The sequence below is a fragment of the Bradyrhizobium sp. CB82 genome, assembly GCF_029714405.1.
Taxonomy (GTDB): Bacteria; Pseudomonadota; Alphaproteobacteria; order Rhizobiales; family Xanthobacteraceae; genus Bradyrhizobium.
Genome location: NZ_CP121650.1, coordinates 3,572,348 through 3,593,191 on the forward strand (window position 1 = coordinate 3,572,348; position 20,844 = coordinate 3,593,191).

Annotated in this window: 18 protein-coding genes and 1 tRNA gene; 8 read left to right on the forward strand and 11 right to left on the reverse strand. The window is 62.5% G+C overall.

The features are described from left to right. The first annotated feature begins 187 nt into the window (after window positions 1-187). The gene (locus QA640_RS17145; RefSeq protein WP_283041765.1) at window positions 188-1,786 is read left to right on the forward strand and encodes a glycosyltransferase family 39 protein; all 1,599 of its coding nucleotides are present in this window, start codon (window positions 188-190) and stop codon (window positions 1,784-1,786) included. 9 nt (window positions 1,787-1,795) lie between these two features. Here the strand turns inward: QA640_RS17145 and QA640_RS17150 are convergent, their stop codons facing one another. From QA640_RS17150 to QA640_RS17170, 5 genes are all read right to left on the reverse strand, one after another. Then, window positions 1,796-1,927: a hypothetical protein gene (locus QA640_RS17150; protein WP_283041766.1), complete on the reverse strand. Its 132-nt coding sequence runs from the start codon at window positions 1,925-1,927 to the stop codon at window positions 1,796-1,798. Between the two features lie 61 nt (window positions 1,928-1,988). Then, on the reverse strand, window positions 1,989-3,239 hold the full coding sequence (locus QA640_RS17155) for a multidrug effflux MFS transporter (RefSeq protein ID WP_283041767.1): 1,251 nt from the start codon (window positions 3,237-3,239) through the stop codon (window positions 1,989-1,991). Window positions 3,240-3,500: 261 nt separating this feature from the next. Beyond that, window positions 3,501-3,589 (reverse strand) — tRNA-Leu (locus tag QA640_RS17160). 247 nt (window positions 3,590-3,836) lie between these two features. After that, window positions 3,837-4,088 (reverse strand): ribbon-helix-helix domain-containing protein, encoded by a 252-nt coding sequence (locus QA640_RS17165; protein WP_283041768.1) that lies wholly within the window; start codon window positions 4,086-4,088, stop codon window positions 3,837-3,839. Between the two features lie 947 nt (window positions 4,089-5,035). Then, window positions 5,036-6,340, reverse strand: coding sequence for an MBL fold metallo-hydrolase (locus QA640_RS17170; RefSeq protein ID WP_283041769.1), 1,305 nt, complete (start codon window positions 6,338-6,340; stop codon window positions 5,036-5,038). Window positions 6,341-6,393: 53 nt separating this feature from the next. On the opposite strand from QA640_RS17170, the gene QA640_RS17175 reads away from it, so the two are divergent. Next, a complete protein-coding gene (locus QA640_RS17175) occupies window positions 6,394-6,741 on the forward strand; it encodes a hypothetical protein (protein ID WP_283041770.1) in 348 nt (115 codons plus the stop codon). A 946-nt stretch (window positions 6,742-7,687) separates the two neighbouring features. Here QA640_RS17175 and QA640_RS17180 read toward each other — a convergent pair. Continuing rightward, window positions 7,688-7,870, reverse strand: a complete 183-nt coding sequence (locus tag QA640_RS17180) for a hypothetical protein (RefSeq protein ID WP_349253726.1) — start codon at window positions 7,868-7,870, stop codon at window positions 7,688-7,690. A 55-nt stretch (window positions 7,871-7,925) separates the two neighbouring features. After that, complete coding sequence (locus QA640_RS17185) at window positions 7,926-9,092, reverse strand: acyltransferase (protein WP_283041771.1); 1,167 nt, start codon at window positions 9,090-9,092, stop codon at window positions 7,926-7,928. 2,161 nt (window positions 9,093-11,253) lie between these two features. Here QA640_RS17185 and QA640_RS17190 point away from each other — a divergent pair. Beyond that, window positions 11,254-11,700 carry a twin-arginine translocation pathway signal gene (locus QA640_RS17190; protein WP_283041772.1) on the forward strand — a complete coding sequence of 149 codons (447 nt, stop codon included), beginning with the start codon at window positions 11,254-11,256 and terminating at the stop codon, window positions 11,698-11,700. Between the two features lie 15 nt (window positions 11,701-11,715). Here QA640_RS17190 and QA640_RS17195 read toward each other — a convergent pair whose 3' ends face one another. Both QA640_RS17195 and QA640_RS17200 read right to left on the reverse strand, forming a co-directional pair. After that, window positions 11,716-12,918 carry an FAD-dependent monooxygenase gene (locus QA640_RS17195; protein WP_283041773.1) on the reverse strand — a complete coding sequence of 401 codons (1,203 nt, stop codon included), beginning with the start codon at window positions 12,916-12,918 and terminating at the stop codon, window positions 11,716-11,718. Between the two features lie 20 nt (window positions 12,919-12,938). Next, window positions 12,939-13,184, reverse strand: coding sequence for a zinc-finger domain-containing protein (locus QA640_RS17200; RefSeq protein WP_008140025.1), 246 nt, complete (start codon window positions 13,182-13,184; stop codon window positions 12,939-12,941). Window positions 13,185-13,492: 308 nt separating this feature from the next. Between QA640_RS17200 and QA640_RS17205 the strand changes: the two genes are divergently transcribed. After that, window positions 13,493-14,629, forward strand: a complete 1,137-nt coding sequence (locus QA640_RS17205) for a hypothetical protein (protein WP_283041774.1) — start codon at window positions 13,493-13,495, stop codon at window positions 14,627-14,629. A 37-nt stretch (window positions 14,630-14,666) separates the two neighbouring features. Beyond that, on the forward strand, window positions 14,667-15,422 hold the full coding sequence (locus tag QA640_RS17210; RefSeq protein WP_283041775.1) for an alpha/beta hydrolase: 756 nt from the start codon (window positions 14,667-14,669) through the stop codon (window positions 15,420-15,422). Here the strand turns inward: QA640_RS17210 and QA640_RS17215 are convergent. Further along, complete coding sequence (locus QA640_RS17215) at window positions 15,408-16,784, reverse strand: hypothetical protein (protein WP_283041776.1); 1,377 nt, start codon at window positions 16,782-16,784, stop codon at window positions 15,408-15,410. The genes QA640_RS17210 and QA640_RS17215 overlap by 15 nt on opposite strands. Before the next feature lie 272 nt (window positions 16,785-17,056). On the opposite strand from QA640_RS17215, the gene cysE reads away from it, so the two are divergent. After that, window positions 17,057-17,881: a serine O-acetyltransferase gene (cysE, locus tag QA640_RS17220; protein ID WP_283041777.1), complete on the forward strand. Its 825-nt coding sequence runs from the start codon at window positions 17,057-17,059 to the stop codon at window positions 17,879-17,881. A gap of 145 nt (window positions 17,882-18,026) precedes the next feature. Beyond that, window positions 18,027-18,245: a DUF3126 family protein gene (locus QA640_RS17225; RefSeq protein ID WP_027536208.1), complete on the forward strand. Its 219-nt coding sequence runs from the start codon at window positions 18,027-18,029 to the stop codon at window positions 18,243-18,245. A gap of 137 nt (window positions 18,246-18,382) precedes the next feature. Here QA640_RS17225 and QA640_RS17230 read toward each other — a convergent pair whose 3' ends face one another. Next, a complete protein-coding gene (locus QA640_RS17230) occupies window positions 18,383-19,291 on the reverse strand; it encodes a LysR substrate-binding domain-containing protein (RefSeq protein ID WP_283041778.1) in 909 nt (302 codons plus the stop codon). Window positions 19,292-19,397: 106 nt separating this feature from the next. Here QA640_RS17230 and QA640_RS17235 point away from each other — a divergent pair, with 106 nt between their 5' ends. Further along, window positions 19,398-20,774 carry an FAD-binding oxidoreductase gene (locus tag QA640_RS17235; RefSeq protein WP_283041779.1) on the forward strand — a complete coding sequence of 459 codons (1,377 nt, stop codon included), beginning with the start codon at window positions 19,398-19,400 and terminating at the stop codon, window positions 20,772-20,774. Window positions 20,775-20,844: the final 70 nt, after the last annotated feature.

Genomic DNA, 20,844 nt, shown 5'->3' on the forward strand with positions numbered 1-20,844 from the left:
CGACGATGGCCGGGGCAGTCGCCCCGGCCATTTTTGTCTGTGCGGCGAGAACGGCGCGCCTTTGAAACTGTTCCAGTTTCCGGTTGTTGCTATTTGTTTCAGGAGCTGAAATAGATGTCGCGCCGCTTGTCCGGCTCTTTTCCTCCCTCAATTGAATGACGTGCCGATAGACTTTGCATTCCAGGCGATGGCCGAACGCTCGGATCGCTCGCCTGTCCGCTGGCGTCGTCCCTTCCTGCGCTGGCTCGACGGCGTGGAGGCTGGCTGGGGTGTGCCGCTGCTGCTCGCGGCCTTCACGGCAGTCTGGACGCTCTATCTCGCAATCGCCTATCTGGGGGCCGGCCTGCATCCGGACACGCTCGAAGCCTGGACGCTGGGGCGGCATTTTGCCTGGGGCTATCCAAAACATCCGCCGCTGATGGGCTGGGTGGCGGCCGCCTGGACCGCGATCTTCCCCGTGAGCGACTGGTCGATGCAGTTGATGGCCATGGCCAACGCCGCGCTGGCGCTGTGGTTCGTCGACCTGATCTCGCGCCGCTTCGTGAGCGGGCAGAAGCGCCTTCTGGTGCTGCTGCTGCTGATGCTGACGCCGGCCTATCAATTCCACGCCCAGCGTTTCAATGCCAACAGCGTGTTGCTTGCGGTCTGGCCGCTCGCGACCTTCTGCTTCCTGCGTGCGTTCGAGACGCGCACGGCGCGCTGGGCCATTGCCGTGGGTCTTGCGACGGCGCTGGCGATGGTCGGGAAATACTATTCGGTATTCCTGGTCGCGAGCTTCGCGCTGGCCGCAGCGATGCACCCGGCGCGCCGGGCCTATTTTACCTCGGTTTCGCCCTGGATCTCCGCCGTCACCGGGCTTCTGGCTTTGTCGCCGCATCTCCACTGGCTCGTGACCACGGGTGCCCCGACCTTTTCCTATGCCCTGACGCACGCCAATGCCGACCTCGTCACGGCATTGGGCGAGGTGAAGTCGTTTGCGCTCGGGCTCGTCGCGGCGATGAGCGCTGCGGCCGTCACCTGGGTGATGATTGCGGGCGACCGCTTGAAACGCCTGCCGGCCGACTTCGGCGCGATGGATCCTGGATTGAAGCTGCTGTTCTACGTTGCGCTCGGCACGTTGCTCCTGCCGATGCTGACTTCGCTCGCCGTGGGCACGGACCTGCCGTCACTGTGGGCGTTGCAGGGACTGTTCCTGTTCGTCGTTCTGATCGTGTGCGGCACGCGTTATCCGATCGAGCGCTTCTATGCCGTCAATGCCATGGTGCTGGTTGCAGGCGTCAGCGTCGTCGCACTCGTGGTCGTGGCCCCCATCCATGCCGCCTACCGCAACGCGCACGGCTACGAAGAAGGCCGGGAGTTTTATCACGAGGCGGCTGCCGAGCTCACGCGGCAGTGGCGCGATCACACCGGCGTGCCGCTGTCAGCCGTCAGCGGCGACGACGCGCTGGCCTTCGCGACCGCCTTCTACAGCCCCGATCATCCGCATTATGCGCGGCCGTTCGCCTATCAATATAGCTGGGGCTTGCCGCGCAAGAGCACACTGGAGCGCGGCTGGGCGGCGCTGTGCTTCCACGACCAGCCCGATTGCCTCGGCTGGATGGAGCGGACTTCGGCGCGCGCCGGGGATTTCGTCAGGCGCGAATTCAACCTTCAGGCTGAGCTGCTCGGCCGGCGCGGCGTCACACGCAAGCTGGTCGTGCTGCTCGTGCCGCCGCATGATGACGGACGCGATCCGCCGGCGAGCTCTGCGGACGAATTCAGCGCGAGCAAGCGCGCGCCGCGATAAGGCGCTCTCTCAACAATGACTGTCGCGCAACTGCTCGAGCCCTTCGCTGGCGAAGGGCAGTGTGGTCTCTTGCCGTTCCCTGATGTCCTGCTCGACCTTCTTGGCGTCCTTCGCAGGTGGGTCCTTGGTCTCTGGTTCCATGTCGTGCCTCCGATTGCTGCATGACAACATGGAGGAGCGGGTGAGGTTCCTCGCGCGCGACCTAAGAGCCTGCGCGATGATGCGGCCGGAACAGCCGGCCCTTCTCCACCACGGCGACGACCGCGAGCGCGGCCAGCGTGCACAGGAAGAAGCCGGTCGAAAACGGCAGCAACGTTCCGTCGAAGCTCTGGCCGATCGTCATGCCGACGACGATGCCGAACAGCGTCGTGATCGAGCCGTAGAGCGAGGACGCGGTGCCGGCAATGTGGCCCTGCGGCTCCATCGCGAGCGCGGTGAAGTTGGCGATCATCATGCCGAACGAGAACATCATGAGTGCCGAGAGCACCATGAACAGCCACAGCGGCAGCATGTGCAGGCTCGCGGTGAGCAGCATGAGGCCGGCGACGAGGGCATAGCCGACCAGCGCGCCGTGCGAGATCACGCGCATGCCGAGGCGTCCGACCAGACGCGCATTGGCAAAGCCCGCAATGGCGGTGCCGGCCGCGATCGCCGCGAAGGCGAGCGGAAAATAATGGCCGAGATGGTAGATGCCGGTGAACACCTGCTGCGCGCAGAACACGAAGGCGAACAGCGAGCCGATGACGAAGCCCGCGGCGACCGCGTAGCCGAGCGTTTGCCGGTCGGTCAGGGTCTGGCGGAAGGCGTCGAGCACGTCGCGCGGTGCCAGCGACTTGCGCTCACTCTCGGGCAAGGTCTCCGGCAGACGCAGCACGGTCCAGCCGAGCGCCAGCAGGCCATAGCCCATCAGTACGATGAAGATGCCGCGCCAGTGCGTCACCAGCAGCACCGCTTGTCCGAAGGACGGCGCGATCACGGGGACGGCGATGAACACCATCATCGCAAGCGACATCACGCTCGCCATGCGCCGGCCGACATAGCAGTCGCGCACGATCGAGGTCGCGATCACCCGCGTCGCCGAGGTGCCGAGCCCTTGCAGCGCGCGCGCCAGCAGCAGCGTCTCGAACGAGGGCGCCGCGACCGCGAGCACGCTCGCGATCGCATAGACCGTCATGCCGCCGAGCAGCACCGGCCGCCGGCCGAACCGGTCCGACAGCGGCCCCATCACGAACTGCCCGGCGCCGAACCCGATCAGGAACGTCGACAGCACGAGCTGGAGATGATTGGCGACGGGAATCTGAAACGCCGCTCCGATATTGGGCAGCGCCGGCAGCATCATGTCCATCGCAAGCGGATTGAGCGCCATGATGGCGGCAATCACGATGACGAATTCCGGAAACCCCATCGGACGGTGTCCCGAGGACACCCAACTGTCGGCATTGACGTCGGACACGAAGCTACCTCTGCATTTGCAGAGGCTTATGTAGCGGGGATGCTGCGCCGCACAAGCAGCGTTTTGGGATGGCTGTTAAGCGGGGTGGGGCTCGTCCTTGCGACTCGGGCTTGCCAACCAGAGAAACACCTGACGACACCAGCCCCGAGGGGGCCGACGCTTGGCTCAATCGAGGTGTCACGTGAAGGAGGCCGAAATTCTTTGGCCGCAATCCTCTCGACCTGTCCATCAATGCGCGCGTCCGCATGTATCGTCGCCAGATGGTGCGGGCAGCCGGGGTCGAACCGGCACAGCGCTTGCGCACCGAGGGATTTTAAGTCCCTTGCGTCTACCAATTCCGCCATGCCCGCCGCATTGATTTGCCTAGCGAATTTGCCTCTTTCACGCAATTGTTTTGCAGGCTATCCCTCGCTGTTTTGCAAATTCCTGTTCACGGCTTGTCCTTCACGCGTTCGAAGGCCCGAAAACAATTGACCTCCCGCTCGACGTGATGGGTGTAGGCTCGCCCATACGTTCGGACTTATCGCCGAAGAGATTGACCAAGCGCGATGCTCAATGGTGGCGAAGACCTCAGTGGCGGTCGTAGACGGCCATGGCTCACGCTCCATCACGGGACGGCTGCAGTGCCGCCGCGGCGCGGTTCTTAAAGTAATCGAGGACGAACAGACGGATCGCGGACGATAGATTGCCTTGCTGGCGGTTGCGGTCGATCTCGCCGACCAGTTCCGACAGAGTCATGTCGCGTAGGTCGGAAATCTCCTTCATGCTATTCCAGAAGGCCGCTTCCAGGCTGACGCTGGTCTTGTGGCCGTTGACGACGATGGATCGTTTCTCGACGGGGGATCTCACGGATTATTCCTCGTGCTCGAAAACGGCTCCGGCGCGCGAGGCTGGGTACACACCGGAGCCGTCCCTCGCTGTGCGCTCCGCCGGGCGCAAATTGATCGTATCGCGAGGGGAAGGCAAAGCGAGACGTGCTCTCGGAGTAGCCCAGAAGCGCCATGGACGCGGGAGCCGCTGCCGAAGTCTGAGCAGTCGTCAGCGACCATTGATCTATCTCAACGGCAGCCTTTGCCTCCAGCACAACATCGGACCATGACGCCGTCAGACGAGCATCGATCCGAGAACGATGTGTCAGAGCCCAAGCCTTCGCGCAAAGAGGAGGCCCTACGGATCATCGAGGAGTACTTGAACGACCTGCGAGAGATCATCAAGAGGCTCCGCCGAAAGATGAACTAGCGAGCGGCTGCGGTCACCGGGTGGGTTACCTCGCGGCGGTGACCGAGCGAACTCCCGACCGCTCGACGGCCGGCGGCCTTACTCTTTCGACGGTGGTTGCACAGGCGTCTTGGTTTGACCAATTCTGTTGCAGCGCGGGCAGATGAATGCGTGCAGGATCATCTGTTCTGACGCGATGAGGACGGAGCGGGACCAAGCCATTTCGATGTTGCAGGTCCCGCAAACCGGAGTGGTTACTTGCTCTAACGATCGTCTGAGAATTTCCATCCGAGGCGCACCCAATTCCTCCGACCGGAACATCTTAGGCCCTTGGGCGGAACCGGACAACAAGCTGGGACACTGCCCAATTCAACTTGGGGGCCTGGTTGCGGTCCTTGACCTTGATCCAGAACTTCCTGCGGTCCTGAGCCGTGTACCTGTAAATTCGGCGGCGTCATGTGACTGGTGACTACGTTCGCTTTGCTCCTGTAGCGACCAAGTTCGTGCGGCAGCGCAGTATGTCGCGATTGGCCGCCAGGAACGGACTCCCGCACCGCGGCAAAATGGGGTCCATTCCCTCACGCCTTCCAGGAAGTAAGCACCGCCTGCGCGCATTCATTCATGACGGTGAGTGCACGTTCGACAGTTGGCGCTCCTTGCACGAACGGATTGCTACCCCCACTCGCGGCTGTAGCCAGCTTCTCGATCGAGCCATCATAGAAGCTGTGGTTGGAGATGAAGACATCGACGCCTCGCTGCTTCGCCACCTCGCGCGCCCTCGCCGTCGCATCGACGTAAGCCTGTAACCGTTCCGGCTGCCGGCCGAAATTGAAGGCGGTGCCACCCCAAAGCAGCACGCGATGACTCTGCGATCCCGATCTCACGTCGAAGATCGGCGAGATCGTACCCATCGTGTGGCCCGGTGTAATCAGTATGTCGACAGCGGCATCGCCAAGCGTGATTTTGTCGCCATCCGCCACAGCGACGTCGCGTTTCGGCGGACGCCCATACACCGGACGGTCAAATTCGGGTTTGGTCTCCATCATCGTCCAGTCCGCCTCGCTGAGGACGATGCGCGAGCCGTACTTCCGGGCGAAGTAGTTTGCGCCGCCATAGTGGTCGCCATGGCCGTGGGTTACGATGATCGTCTTCACTTTGGACGGATCGAGCCCGATCGTCCTGAGGCCCCGCTCGATGGTCTGCTCTGCATCATTATCATTGTTCATTGCATCGAACAGGATGATGCCGTCGGAAGTCGTCAGCGCCCACGAGCTTACCCATTTGCCGCCGACGAAATACAGATTGTCGAATGCCTTGCCGGGCGGCGGTGCAGGCAGTGCGATCAACTTCTCCACATCTTGCGGCGGCGCCTGAAAATTAGGATCCGCGGCCTTGCCGAGGACAAGTAACGCCTTGAGATCGGTGCCCGCCGCCTGTTCGGCGGCGGCGAGATGTCGTTCGACTTCCGGGGTCATCGCGTCCGCTAAAGCACGCGGTGCCACCAGCGCCAAACAGCAGGCGCAGCCAATTCTCAGCAGCTCCCGTCGACCGGTCAGTGGGCTGGAGGAAACCTCCTCCGCGCGAAACGAAGTCGGCGTCGCTCGCTGAAAAGGGGGCATGCGTTCCTCTTCGCATATGGTGACGCTTCTGGCCGCGTCCCGATGGCCTGAGGCAATTATTCGAGCGACTCTTAGTAAAGGCAAGGCTTCCCTGCTACCTCCGGCGGATAAGCCGCCAAAATCCTGCGACCTGGGGCGCGGCGGAAGGTTGCTGGTCCGATGAAAGTCGCCTTGGCTGCGGTCGTTCGAATACGCAGGCTCTGCTCCGAGCCAACAGGAACAGTTGCGGTCGGCGACCGTTCCTAAGGGGAAATGCGAGAGCACCAAAAAAGCGGTGCGGCAACAATGCCGCGTACCTCATTTGAGGCCATTATAACATGAGCGAGAAGCCAAACAGGCCAACGATCATTGCGTTCATGATCGTCATAACATTCGCCCTGTTGGCGGCCCATGTGGACGGTCAGTTCACCGCAAATGCGACGACGCCGCAAGGCGGCGACTGCCGGGACTTGCGGCGCGCGTGCGAAATGAAAGACGAACTTGGCGAAGGCGAGGACAATTGCGTTAAGTTTCGCAAGGTTTGCTCGCCATCAACACCGCATGTCAATTGCGAGTGGCTGCGTGATGCCTGCATGTACCGGGAAGAACTCGGCATAGAAGGCAACAACAACTGTGGCCGCTACCGCGACAATTGTCATGACGGGACCATCAAAGAAGAGCAATGAGCGCATTCCGGCGACCGGGCCGAGCGGATCTCTGGCGAGCCCCGCAAGTTGCGCCGCAACCCGGAGCGCCACGGATCTCATACGCGAATGACCGCCCCCTGGACGCCCATGGCCCGCCAGCGTGAACCGGCAGGCCTGAAGAGGCGACCGCCTCAGCCACGGAGTTTCGGTCTGTTTGTTGGCGACGCTCATTGCCACCAGCATCGCGCCAAGATCTATTGCCGTTCCTCGAATTTGCTGCAGCGAGGATCGCCTCGCTTCACCCGGCGAAGCTCCTGGAACGATGGTCCGTCACAGTGGAGCAGCGTGTATTCCCTGTAAGAGGGCGGTGGCACGCGCCAGCAAAGCGCCTCACCAACGGGCACTGTGTACGTATCCCCCACGCTGATCATATAGCTGCAGGCTGACTCGGGCGGCTTCTTGATCTTCTCTTGTGCATGAGCTTGAGCTAGCGAAGCCAATGTGAAGAACGCTACCGATAAGATGCGCATTGCTCTCTCCTCTCGGGTCGCAACAGCACACACTCTTTTCACCTATTATACCGGTTTCCGTTCCGGTAGTTATACCTGGGGTCACAAGCTGGGCCTGTGGCAAAACGCGGCGCCATTCTCGGGGGGCACCAGGCTTCCCCCAGCGCCCCGGTGCCCGAAGCCAACCCCACGGGGATCAGCGATTGGCTTGGGCGCGGGAAAGAGATCAGTCGGCGTAAAAAATTCCCCGCTTCGGTCGCGCGCCATGCCTCGAACTGGCACCGGTCACCGGGTGGTCACCACGGCTGGTGACCGGGCGGACACGCGAGGCCTCCGGTTCACGTTGGCGGGCGCACAAAGCGTCCAGAATTGGTTCTGGACGAGGTGCCAAATTCACATGGTTGAATGCTTGGCGGGCCCTGACTTCAAGAGCCGGACAAAGGTGCAGCGCGAGCCAGCCGTGTTCGACCGCTTGCTTAATCCCTGCGCCAAACTCGGCCCTGGCTGGCTTCGAGCGCGTCGAGAAACGGCGCGTTGATTTTCTCGATGTGGATACGTCCGTCTTGCACGGGCTCGATGCCGGCGGCGATCTCGACCAGGTTGTGTGCCGCGGTCTCGGTCTCTGGGTTGGTGAAGGGGCGTTCGGCAGTGAGCTTCATCGGTATCCGCTCGATGTCGGAGAGGCGCAGATCGTCTGGGCCGTAACTGCAGTCGCTAGTCCGAGGAACGCTCACTGGGCATAGAACTCGTGACGTCGCGATCGCCACGCACATAGGATTCAACGCGCGAGATCCCACGTCGGAGGAACTGCGCGAGCTGCTTGTGCCTCATTTCGGTGTAGTTGGCGACGATGGCCGAGACAATGTTCGCGCCTACGACCGTTGGGATGAAGACCAGCCATCCGGCGTCTTTCCAGAGCAGAAAAGCCGGAGCCATCAGAGTGTGATGAACAAGGTAGAGGGTGAAGGAATAGTTGGCGAAAAACCGGATGATCTTTGCGGGCCACGGAGAAACAACGATCCGTCCCCCCTGTGTAGCAACGACGACCGCCAAAACAAAGATCACGAGATATGGGTATCCTCTCGGTCTGTATTCGAGGTATGCGGGGGTTGTCGCGACATATGCGACCATCGAAGCGACGGCCAGCACTGCTCCTATTGTTCTGCCTTTCAGGGCACCGAAACTGACGACCACAAAGCTGTAAGCGCCTCCGAGCCAGAGGGCGAAAAGCGATCGACCGATGCCATTGTCCTCCTGCAGGGCTCCGAACAAATAGTGGATTGGGATCTGACCAAAAATGATGGCTATCGGTATCAGCAAAGCCGCCCTGGTTGGAGTCGCCCCTATAAAAAACAGCGCGCCCACGAACAGGTAGATGTGCCACTCGATCACGAGCGTCCAAAGTTGGCTGGCAGATCCGAAGATCGGCCATTGCAGAGCGCTCAGGTAGTCAAGGGGACCGCGGTAGCTCTCGAGCATCAGCAAATTGGCGAGAAAGATGCCTGGACTTCGATTGCCCTCGATGAAGCGATCGCCAATGAGCCGTATTGTCGCCGTATCGACGAGGGCCACAATCAGAAGGCACGGCACGAGGGCAGAGTAGATGCGAGCGGTTCGATCGATGAAGAACTGCAAGAAGGTGTATCTGGGGTCTCTCGATTTCTCGATCAGTGTGTAGGTAATCAGGAACCCAGAAAGCACGAAGAACAGCAGAACGCCGACGTTCTGGGGCAGAGGGAGCCCCGATTGGCGGAGTCCCGGCATGAAGAACGAGATACCGTGACCAACACAGACCATCTGAGCCGCGATGGCGCGGAGCGCATCCAGAGCCAATGACGTGTCGTTCTTGGATGCGTCCAGCGTAAATGGACTGCAGGTCAAATGCTTGTCTCTACCGTCATTCCGTGTGGATGTGGCGTCACTCTCAACGATTAATTGAATTGTTGCAATGTGTGTTTTTGTGTGTTGTGGATTTCTGAGCTGGCTTAGCCGCGCGTCAACAAAGTGCACCCTTGGGACACTGATGTGCGGCGCCGGTGGGAGCCTGATCGGTCTCGCATGGGCACCGTTCAGGATACACAAAATCCACCGCGCGATGGTGTCACGGGTGGTGGACCAGATCGGGCCGTGTCCTGCAGGGCAGGGGGGCATCTGTCGGCGCCGGTATGGGACAGGATCAGCATATCATCGATGGGCTCGCGCGCTTCGAACGGTTCTGCATTTTCTAAGCCCCTCATGCTGTAGTGTCCTGAACGGTTGCGCGTTGGGCCATGTGCCCCCGCCGAGCCTCAGTTCACTCTTGAGTACTGCTGCTGCTCACAGGTTTCCAGAATGACGGACTGCCTCGAACCCTTGTAGACGTCGTCGAAAAACACGGAATAGATAGGACGCGGTTTGTCAGGCAACTGGTTCGCCTCTCGCAGGCAGACAAAGTAATCTCCTGGCCCATGATCAGCCTTTCGCAGGCCAGAGATTTCAACTGGCCGAGTTAATTTCGCCTCCGTCGCAGCTGTCTGAACGCCTTTCTGTATGATCTCCTGGCCAGGCGGTTGCACCGGCTGCACCGCTGGCAAGGACACTGAGGTGTCGTTCCAGATTGAGGAGCAGGCAGTCAAGAGCAAGCACAACAAGGGGGTGTAACGCATCACGGGTCGAATTTGCGAGGTAGGTAGTCACGGCTCGTGGAGATGTACAATCAGTCTGGGCCCACTGCTAGCCCTCGCTGGCCTCAACAATCCAGCGTTGCGCCCTTGATGGCCCCAGCCAACCGATGCCGCCTCAGTTCAACACGCAAGCCAGCCGCGCGGTGTGCAGTCGGCGTCAGATTAGGACAGTGCTACGCACGGTAGTTTTCCGGAATCACGGTGGGCCGGAAATACCTCTAAGCTAATTCCGCCGGGGCTGGCATTTCGCATCCCGAACAAGATTTCAACCGGCAAGGGGTCGCTGGAGGCGGCCCCTTTCGATTCCGACACTCACGGACTATGACGCCCGGAATAATCCAAAAGAGTGTCTGGCTTGGCGGCACTTCCCCAATACATTGAAGTGCGCGCTTCGGCGCGCGCGACGGGGACGGCTTCGGCGGCCACCTTACCAGCCCCGGTGTCGAGGCCGTTCCTCACTGCCGGGCACGAGAAACTACGGGTTCTCTTGGGCGAACACCCATTTCCTTTTGAGTAACTGCACGTCGAGGCGATTCCGGGTAAGAAGGTCGGCGAAGGCCAGTTTCACCAGCCCCGGATTGGGCCTTTACCTCCCGAAGAGGCCGCCTACCTGAGGCGGCCTCTTTCAATTGAGGGTTGATGGTCAAGGCCATGCGGCTGCAAGCACTCGCTGGACAACAGATGCGCCATCGGGAATAGATCGCGTGTTTTGTGATCCTGTTCACATGCGCTGAGCCGTAGATGTGGTAGCGCGACGGTCATTCAAAACCGCGGAGGGCTCGATCTTGCCCGCCATTTTCGATTTTCTGTACCGCGAATATTGCCGTGCTTGTCTCTTCGAGATGCGGAAGCAACTCTTCCTGACCCAGACGGATAGGCCTGAAAGCCCGGAAGCGGATGGCAATGTCAGGAGCTCTGACAGCTTAGGCAACTCGCAGCGCGAAGACGATCAAGTCTGGTCAAGTCGAGCGGTCCCAGAGAGCCGCCCACTCTGCGAAGTGGGCGCAGATCGCCACCGCCGCGTCAATGGCGCCAGCGCATTCACGCGTACAGCGGATTAGGGGTTTGCGGGTGCGGCAGTAGCTGCGAGCACGCCAATCGTCTCTACGCGGCTTTTCTGGCGAGCCTCGGCGCTGAAGAATCCATTGCACGCCATCCCGACATGCGATGATCCGCCAGCGCGAATTCAGTCGGGCGGTAATGCGGCTTGATCCAACGGGATCAAATACTTAAACCGCCCTTGCTGGCCGTCTGGCTTGGGGCCGGACGGGGCGAGGCGTGCCCTTCCTGAAGCGAGCCGACCGCACAAGGCGAAGCCTCAATCCGGACATCTCTGGCTGCTTTAGGCAATGTCAATCTACGGGGACTACCAATCCGGCATGTCTGTTTCGATTCTCAATCGCCGCCGACCCACGCTTGCGCTGGTCGCGCTGCTCGGGCTGGGTGCTGCGCTCACCGCCTGTGCCAGCGTCAGCGACACCATCAGCCCGGCCTTCGTCGACCCCGGCAAATACGAGCTCTGGGACTGCAAGCAGCTCGGCCCGGAACGCAAGGGCCTGGTCAAGCGCATCGAGGACCTCGAAAAGCTGATGGCGAAGGCGGAGACGGGCGCAGGCGGTGCGGTCGTCTCGGAGCTCGCCTACCGCAACGACTATATTTCCCTGCGCGGGCAGCAGAAGCTCATGGAACAGACCTGGCGGCGCAACAAGTGCCGCGACAGCGACATGGAGCCGACGCCCCCGCCTGCGCCGCCTGTCCCGCCGACCGCCGCCAAGCCTGCGGCGAAGCCGGCACCTGGCTCGAAGTCCGGCAGCGCCGTCCACTGAAGGCGGCGTCGCGCCTCACGCGCGCCAGCGATAGATCCAGTCCTGCCGCGCCAGCATGCGCTCTGGCCCGAGCGCGCGGATCGCAAGATCGCGCGCCAGTGCGAAGTTGCCCGCGAGGTGGTAGATGCGGCCCTGTTGCCGCGCGGTCCGCTGCACGCGCCTGACGCGCGCCTCGCGCACCCGGCCATAGCGCGCCAGCGCCGCCGCGATGGTGGCGGCGCTCTCGGTGGCGTTGCCGCTCAGGTGCTCGGCGAGCACGGCGGCGTCCTCGATCGCCATTCCTGCACCCTGCGCGGCGAAGGGCAGCATCGCGTGAGCGGCATCGCCGACGAGCGCGATCGCACCCTTGTTCCAGCCAACGCCGTCGGGCAGCGTGAACAGCGCCCATTTGCGCCAGCTATCGACCGCGTTGAGCATCATCCGCGCCGGGCCCGGCCAGCGCGGCGCGGGGAAGGCGTCCATCACCTCGGAAGGATCGGCGGGCGTGCTCCAGCCCGGCCTGTTCCAGGTGCCGGGCACGACCGCCACCACGTTGATCTGGCGTCCGCCCGCGATCGGATAGGCGACGAGGTGGGCGTTCGGCCCCATCCAGAGCTGCACGCGGCGCGACGTATATTCCTTCGGTAGTTCCGTCGCCTCGAACGTGCCGCGCCAGGCGATCAGGCCGGAGAAGCGCGGCTGCACGTCCGGAAACAGATGCTGGCGTACCGTCGACCAGACGCCGTCGGCGCCGATCAGCGCGCTTGCCACTTCGCTCCGGCGCAAGGTGCCGCTGCGATAGACGACGGAGAGCCCCTTGGCGTGCGCGGCGACATCCTCGAATGTCCCACCCAGCCGCAAATCGATATCAGGATGGTCCGCGACCGCCGCGGCGAGTGCTGCTTGCAGATCGGCCCGGTGCACCACCCAATAGGGCGCGCCGGCGCGCTCGGCTGCTGCGGCACCAAGCGGCAGGCGCATCAGCTCGCCGCCGGCGCGCGCGCTCATGATGCTGACCGCCTCCGGCGTCACCGCGCGCGAGCCGAGCCGGTCCGTCAGTCCGAGCTCGACCAGGATGCGGCTCGCATTGGGCGACAATTGCAGGCCGGCGCCGACTTCCTCGAGCCGCTCGGCCTTCTCCAGCACGACGACGCGAAAGCCCTTGGCGGCAAGCGCGAGCGCGGCCGTCAATCCTCCGATTCCGGCACCGGCAATGATGATCGTTCGGGAGACGGCCACCCCTTAGCGGATGCCGCCGGTCAGGCCACCTTGTCCTTCAGCACGCATTCGGGCGGGCGCGCCTCGCCGGCCTTCAGGTCGGTCGCGAAGCGGTACAGCGTCGAGCAATAGGGGCAGATGATCTCGTTGTCGTTGCCGAGATCAAGGAATACGTGCGGATGGTCGAACGGAGGGTTGGCGCCGACGCACATGAACTCCTGCGAGCCGATTTCGATGACGGGGACACCGGCATCGTTGTGGAAGTGCGGGACGACATGGTCGGACATCGGAACTCATCCTGGAGTGGCAATGGCGGCAGACACAATCAAACCTGACGCGGCATCATTGAAGCCGCGGACCATACTGGGGGGTGCAGATGATTGCTAGTCCAGTGGAACCAAAAGGTTCGCAACTGCCCCATGCTCATTTGTGCCCCATGCTCATTTGCTCATGCAAATTCGACACAATCTTGTCGCCTCAGAGAAGCCCTTCTTTCGTCGGGGCCGTTGTGTCGCAAATTTGGCATACTATGTCCGTGGACGAAGGAAATCCTGACCGGCAGGCGAATTTCCAGGTGAACGTCCGGGCTTTGAGCATGAAGTGGCTGCGAATCAGCACCGCGTTGATGACCCTCGTGGCATGCAGCGTCGTACTCGTGCAGGTCGTGCCGCATGCGCGCGAGGCGGGCGCTGTTCTGGCGGCGAAAGACGATCCGGCTGCGCTATCGGAGCTGAAGCTCGATTCCCTCCTGGACAAGAACTCGGGAAAGAACACTGCGTTGGTCGAGGACAATATCGAAGCGGCGCTCGCCGCCCACGATGCCGATCTTGCCAACAGCTTCGTCGAGCTCGCGCGCGATCGCAACATCGCGCTGCCTGACGACCTCTTGAGCCGGGTCAGCGACGCCGTGAGGGAAGAGAACTCCACATCGCATTTTGCCAAGCGCTTTGCGGTCGGCCTCGTCACCGGCAATGCCGACGACGTCGCAAGCCTTTCCGGGACGGTCGCCGGCGATCTCTTCGTGATCGGCGATGTCCGGGACGTCGTGCGCGAGGGCAAGCATCTGGCCATGGGCGAGGAGACCGATCGCCTCGTGCTCGGGCTTGCCGCGGCCGGTCTTGCGGTGACGGCGGCGACCTATGTCTCGGTCGGCGGCGCGGCGCCGGCGCGCGCCGGCCTGTCGCTGGTGAAGGATGCCCGCAAGGTCGGCCGGCTCGGCGAGGGACTGGCGGAATGGGCCGGCCGCTCCGCGCGCGAGGTGGTGGACACGCCGGCACTACAGCATGCGGTCGCCACCGGCTCGGTGCTGCGGCCGGGCGAGACCATGAGTGCCATCAGGGCCGCGTTCCGCGTCGAGAAGGCCGGCGCGCTGGTTAGGCTCGGCAAGGACGTTGTCCGCGTCACCGAAAAGGCGGGCACGCGCGGCGCGCTCGATAGCTTGCGCGTTGCGGAAGGGCCGAAGGACGTTGCGCGAGCGGCACGTCTCGCGGAGGCCAAGGGAGGCAAGACGCGCGCGATCATGAAGCTGCTCGGCCGCGGCGCGCTGTTGCTTGCGACCGGCGCATTCGATCTCGCACTGTGGCTGTTCGGCGCGCTGCTGACGTTGTTCGGTGTCCTGTCCTCGATCAAGGCCACGACCGAACGGCTGACGCAGGCCTGGTGTGACCGCAGGCGGGCGCGGAAGCTGCGCCGGGCCCAGATCGCTCTGGCGGGCGCAGCCGTCAGCGCCTAAGATCATCCTCTTCCCAACACACGCGGACTTGAAGTTGATGCCGAGCTTTCACAACGGCGCAGTCGAAATTGCCTATCTGGACGAAGGCGAGGGTGACCCGATCATCCTGGTGCACGGCTTTGCATCGAGCAAGAACGTGAACTGGGTCTATCCGACCTGGGTCTCGGAATTGCGCAAGAACGGCCGCCGCGTCCTGGCGCTGGACAATCGCGGCCATGGCGAGAGCGCAAAACTCTACGATCCCGCGCAATATTCCATTCCGGCGATGGCCGGCGACGTGCTCGCGCTGATGGACCATCTCGGCATCCCGCAGGCCGACATCATGGGCTATTCGATGGGCGGGCGGATGACCGCCTGGCTCGGGCTCAACGAGCCGCAGCGCCTGCGCTCGGCGATCCTCGGCGGCATCGGCATCGGTGGCCTGATCGAGGGCACCGGGCCGGGCGAAAGTGTAGCCGAGGCGCTGGAGGCGCCTTCGCTCGACGACGTCACCGATCCCGTCGGGCGCACGTTCCGTGCGTTTGCCGATCAGACGCGATCCGATCGCAAGGCGCTCGCCGCCTGTCTGCGCGGCACCCGCGAGCTGATGAAGAAGGAACAGGCGGCGCGCATCGACGTCCCGGTGCTGATCGCCGTCGGCTCCACCGATGACATCGCAGGCTCGGCCAAGGCCCTGGGCGAGATCATCCCCGGCTCCGAGGTGCTGGACATCCCGAACCGCGATCACATGCGCGCGGTCGGTGACAAGGTCTACAAGACCGGCGTGATCGACTTCCTGTCACGCCGCGGCTGAGCCATCGTCTGCCTGCTCGTCCCTGCCGAAGGCGCGCGCCAGCGCCGTCAGCACGACGAAGGTCGCAAGCCACACCATTCGCGCGCCGTAGCGGTCGTGCGGGCCGGAGATGACGGCGCAGATGAAAGCGTTGCCGAGCAACGCCAGGGTCACGGTCGCTCCGAGCAGCGTCAGGTCGTCGAGCCGCCGGATTGCCAGCGCATGGCCGAGCAGGGCGACGAGCGCCAGCATCGAAGCGAGCGCGACCGGGACGTGCAGCCAGTTGACGTCATCGAAATTGATCTGCCAGTGCTGCTGCCGCGCGGCGCGCATCGGCGCGAGTTGGGCGGGGATGTAGCGCTCGATGATGCCGTAGGTGTGCGGAATCCAGCCATTGGTGCCTTCGCCGGTCCCGACATGCAGCAATTGCTGGCCCATGGCGCGCAGTGCTGCACCCGCCTGCCAGGCCGGATAGTCGGCGAGAGAATGCACGACGATGTAGCTCATCTCGTCGTTCATCCCCTCGAAGCGGCCGAGCGTGTTGAACATGCTGTTGCCCCACAGAAACTCGTCCGCGGTCGCCGGCAATTCGTTGCGATAGGGGCAGAGCTTGAAACTCCCGCGCGGGCAGTGGTCGTTGAGATAGCGCGCCACGATGCCGTCCTGCATCATGCGGCCGAAAGCGACGCCATAGCCGCCGGGTGTCCATGCCCATTGGCCCGACAGCGCATGGTTCGCCATGACCAGCATCGCCCCGCCGGCGACGATGGTCAGGCTGCCGTGCGCGAGCCCCGCGCGGGGAAGGCGCTTGCCGAGCAACGGCCGCACCAACCAGCCGACGGCGCAAAGTCCCAACAGGACGCCGAGCGTCGCGCTGTGGGTCGCTGTGGCAAAGGCGGTGAACACGAACAGCGAGCTTCGCTCGATGCCGGAGATCCGGTCGCCCCCGATCACCAGGATGAACAGCGACAGCACCGAGAGCCCTGCGAAGATGTCGGTGAGCAGCATGCTGGCAAGCCAGGGAAGCGCGGTCGACAGGATCAGGAGCAGGCTGATCGCGACGAAGCGGAAGGTCTCCATCAGGCCGAGCACGCGGAGCGTGAGTTGCAGCAGCCACAGCGTTGCCAGAGACTGGACGCCGAGGTTGAGCCAGAAGCTCGAGCTCTCACCCATATGCAGATAGAGCCCGAATACGGTCGAGCGGCTCGGGACCAGATAGCCCTCATACCAGCGCGCCAGATAGCCGCCGGTATCCCATTGAAGCAGGGGATAGCCGTTCCAGAACGCCGGCGCGATCAGAAGGAGGGGGAGCGCGACGCCGGCCAGTTTCAGCCAGGTTGATCCCACGGCGCGGGCGCGCAAGATGTCGGTGGTGATGCTCAAAACCCCTCCGTCGACTATCGACGATGCCCGCAATAACGGTTGGGACGGAATTCACCAATAGTTTGACGGTGCCCCGCTTGATTTTGGCAAAACGCTGACCACCTTGAACGAACCTTGCCGTATTAGGGGTGCTGCAAGAAAGTCTTTTGATTCAACGCGTTGATGGACTTTTGACGGCAACCCGGTGTTCACTCTCAGGCAAGCCTACAGGGACAGGGCACGCTAGACTGTGCTATAGGTCAAACGAAACGAGCGAATTTCGAGAGCACGCCATGGCAATGCATCAGGTCAATCCGGCAGGAAAGCTCGCCGCGCTCGATCCAATCTGGGATCGGGTGCGGACCGAGGCTGAAGATATCGTCCACCGCGAGCCCGAGCTTGCGACCTTCATCTATTCGACCGTGCTGCATCACAGCCGCCTGGAAGATTCGGTGGTGCACCGGCTGGCCGACCGGCTCGATCATGCCTCGCTCTCGGGTGATCTCGTGCGTCAGACCTATGACGAGGCGCTGCGCGAGGAGCCCGATCTCGGCAACGCCTTCCGCGCCGATCTCGTTGCGGTCTACGACCGCGATCCCGCGACCTCCCGCTTCATCGACCCGTTGCTCTACTTCAAGGGCTTTCACGCGATCCAGACCCATCGTCTCGCGCACTGGCTCTATCGGAAGGGCCGCAAGGATTTTGCGTATTATCTCCAGAGCCGCGCCTCGGCCGTCTTCCAGACCGACATCAATCCCGCCGCGCGCATCGGCCGCGGCATCTTCCTCGACCACGCCACCGGCTTCGTCTGCGGCGAGACCGCGCTCATCGAGGACGACGTCTCGATCCTGCATGGTGTCACGCTCGGCGGCACCGGCAAGGAGAACGAGGATCGCCATCCCAAAATCCGTCACGGCGTCATGATCGGTGCCGGCGCAAAGATCCTCGGCAATATCGAGGTCGGCCACTGCGCGCGCATTGCGGCCGGCTCGGTCGTCGTCAAGCCTGTGCCGCACAACGTCACCGTTGCCGGCGTTCCCGCCAAGATCGTCGGCGAGGCCGGTTGCGCCGAGCCGTCGCGCACCATGGACCAGATGATCAACGCCATGGGACTTTGATAGGGGGCTTTGATCGCGGTTGACTTGAATCGGCGCCGTACATTCCGGCCCCGATCGTCCCCAAAATGTTTGGGAATTCATGCTGGCGGTTTGTCGCATCTCGTCCTAAAACCCCGCCACGTTAGATTTCGATTGGAGACTTGCCGTGGACGTCAAAGAAGTGAGGAAGCTCGACGCGTACCTGAAGCGCGTGTTCGGCAATCCCAAGATTCGCGTCGTGCCGCGGCCGAAGAAGGATGATTCCGCCGAGGTGTATATCGGCGAGGAGTTCATCGGTGTGCTGTTCGTCGATGACGAGGACGACGATCGCTCGTTCCAGTTCCAGATGGCGATCCTCGAGGACGATCTGATCGATCAGGAGTAGACGCGGCGCAGCTGCGGAGTTGCGGCCCCGCCCGTCGCGATGTTGGCATCGGCGCGGCGATGCGCTCGTAGGGAACGCCGGCGACGGGCGCGTCTTTGTGACCCCGGAACGGACTATTCGAACAACAGAGAAGCGGATTACGTACTTGACTGCAACCACTCCGAGAAGGCTCGGATGGTCCTTGCGCGCGGATGGCCTGGCTTACTGACCACATAGAAGCTATAGCTAGACAAGCTCAATTTGAATGCTTTCACGAGCGTGCCGGCGGCGAGTTCGTGTGCCACGAGCACATCACTGAAAATCCCGACGCCTTGCCCGGCGATTACCGCCTCGATGGCATGCAGTTCCTCCCGGAAACTCAAGTGCTGCATGTCCTTGAATTGGGGCACTTCCCGCCACCTGCGCTGAGCCGCGGCAAGCCAGTTCTGCCATGTGGGCGGCTCACGATCGGCCGGCGACCAATAAGAGTGGATCAGAACGTGGTTTGCGAGGTCGACTGGTTTCTTCAGGCGCCCCGTTGAAAGCAGGCGCGGATTGCAGACGGGCCAGAATGTATCGCTGAAGAGATTGTCGACGATCCCGTCTGTCGGCAGGACTCGGCTAGTCGCATAACGAATGGCGACATCGCCGTCTCCAGCCTGCAGATCGAGCACTGTGTCAGTGCCGATAACCTCCAGCGGCACGTGGGGATGCAACTTCCGCCACAGGGGCAGGCGAGGCACGAGCCAGCGACTTGCGAAAGCGTTGGTCGTCGTCACCCGAAGAGGCTGTTGGTCGCTTTCCTGCCTGACAGCCGCAATTGCAGCGGCAAACGCCTCAAGCCCGCCGCGAATGGCGGGGAACAGCCGCGCTCCGGCATCGGTCAGCGAAAGAGGCCGTGGTCTGCGGCGGAATAGAGCGCGACCACAATACTGCTCAAGCAGTCCGATCTGGTGGCTGATCGCCGTCGGCGTCACACCGAGTTCTGCCGCAGCCTTCTTGAAGCTCAGATGGCGGGCGGCGGCTTCAAAAGCTCGAAGCTCGATCAGGGGCGGCAGCTTGTGCATACGGCCAGTCTAGGTGAAATCAATTCATCGTCACCTGAATTCTTCGGGTTTGCTCCGAGACAGCCCGCGATTGAGGATATCGCGGATCAATTGAGGAGACCGTGTCATGTCGTCCATCGCGTCTGTCATCAGCGCCGCCGCCGACCTTAGTCCCTCCTTCGGAGGACAACTCCTCCACCCAACGGACGAGGGCTACGAGGAGGCGAGGAAGGTCCACAACGGGCTGGTCGATAAACGGCCAGCATTAATTGCCAGATGCCGCAGTGTGGCCGACGTCGTTGATGCCGTCGCTCTTGCGATCAAGCTCGGCCTTGAGGTCGCGGTTCGTGGCGGCGGCCATAATGTCGCAGGACGGGCGAGCATCGATGGCGGGATAATGATCGACCTGTCACCAATGAAGGGCGTCCATGTCGATGCCATCGGCAAAACCGTACGGGCCCAGGGCGGGGTCACCTGGGGCGAGGTCAATCGCGAGACGCAGCTTCACGGACTTGCGGTCACCGGCGGCGTGGTCTCGACCACGGGGATCGCCGGACTGACCCTCGGCGGAGGACTAGGCTGGCTGATGGGCAAGTACGGCCTGGCCCTGGATAATTTGCGGGCTGTCGAACTCGTCACCGCCGAGGGCAAGATTTTGCGGGCCAGCAAGCAAGAGGAGCCCGATCTGTTCTGGGCCATCCGCGGCGGCGGCGGAAACTTCGGCATCGCCACCAGTTTCGAATACGACCTTCATACGGTCGGGCCAATCATTGCCGGCGGGCCAATCATCCACCCCATCGAAAAGTCGCGAGAGCTGCTCGAATTCTTCCGGGCCAGTACGCAATTGTTGGCGGACGAGCATACCCTGTTCGCGACCCTGACGCATGCGCCCGACGGGTCCGGCACAGAGGTAGCTGCTCTTGTCACTTGTCACTGCGGCCCCGCGACGGATGCCGAACGAGCCATACGGCCGCTGAAGCAGTTCGGGGCTCCGATCATGGACGCAGTCGGGCCGATGCCCTATTGCCAGCTCAACAGCATGATCGACGCCAACTACCCCAAAGGCGCCCTCAACTATTGGAAATCGAACTTCCTCATGGAGCTGAGTGATGCTGCGATTGCGACCATGATCGAATGTTTCGCGCGCTGCCCGACCCCGATGGGCCAGCTGCTTCTTGAACACATCCACGGCGCGGTGACCCGTGTTGGTGCAGGGGACACGGCATTTCCGCATCGGCAAGAGGGCTACAATTTTTTGGTACTCGCGCAATGGATGCAGCCTGACGATACGAGCCGCTGCGTTTCGTGGGCACGCGAAACGTACGAAAGCATGCGACCTTTCTTCGCTTCCGGCCGGTACGTCAATTATCTGGATGATGACGAGCCGGGCGATCCTGTCGCTGCTGCGTATGGACCGAACTACCGGCGTCTGCAGCGGATCAAAGCGAAATACGATCCGACGAACTTCTTCCGCATGAACCAGAACATCCGGCCGCTGGCCTGATCGCCGAGTGCGCGCATTCCGTCGACTCATGCAGATTCAGGATGTCAGTACAAGGCCTCTACGCTGCGGC

Excerpts from the sequence above, each read along its gene's own strand:
- QA640_RS17205 (WP_283041774.1), top strand. The coding sequence starts at position 13,493 with ATGAAGTGGCTGCGAATCAGCACCGCGTTGATGACCCTCGTGGCATGC.
- cysE (WP_283041777.1), top strand. The coding sequence starts at position 17,057 with ATGGCAATGCATCAGGTCAATCCGGCAGGAAAGCTCGCCGCGCTCGAT.
- QA640_RS17175 (WP_283041770.1), top strand. The coding sequence starts at position 6,394 with ATGAGCGAGAAGCCAAACAGGCCAACGATCATTGCGTTCATGATCGTC.
- QA640_RS17190 (WP_283041772.1), top strand. The coding sequence starts at position 11,254 with ATGTCTGTTTCGATTCTCAATCGCCGCCGACCCACGCTTGCGCTGGTC.
- QA640_RS17150 (WP_283041766.1), bottom strand. The coding sequence starts at position 1,927 with ATGGAACCAGAGACCAAGGACCCACCTGCGAAGGACGCCAAGAAGGTC.
- QA640_RS17200 (WP_008140025.1), bottom strand. The coding sequence starts at position 13,184 with ATGTCCGACCATGTCGTCCCGCACTTCCACAACGATGCCGGTGTCCCC.
- QA640_RS17230 (WP_283041778.1), bottom strand. The coding sequence starts at position 19,291 with ATGCACAAGCTGCCGCCCCTGATCGAGCTTCGAGCTTTTGAAGCCGCC.
- QA640_RS17145 (WP_283041765.1), top strand. The coding sequence starts at position 188 with ATGGCCGAACGCTCGGATCGCTCGCCTGTCCGCTGGCGTCGTCCCTTC.
- QA640_RS17235 (WP_283041779.1), top strand. The coding sequence starts at position 19,398 with ATGTCGTCCATCGCGTCTGTCATCAGCGCCGCCGCCGACCTTAGTCCC.
- QA640_RS17180 (WP_349253726.1), bottom strand. The coding sequence starts at position 7,870 with ATGAAGCTCACTGCCGAACGCCCCTTCACCAACCCAGAGACCGAGACC.
- QA640_RS17210 (WP_283041775.1), top strand. The coding sequence starts at position 14,667 with ATGCCGAGCTTTCACAACGGCGCAGTCGAAATTGCCTATCTGGACGAA.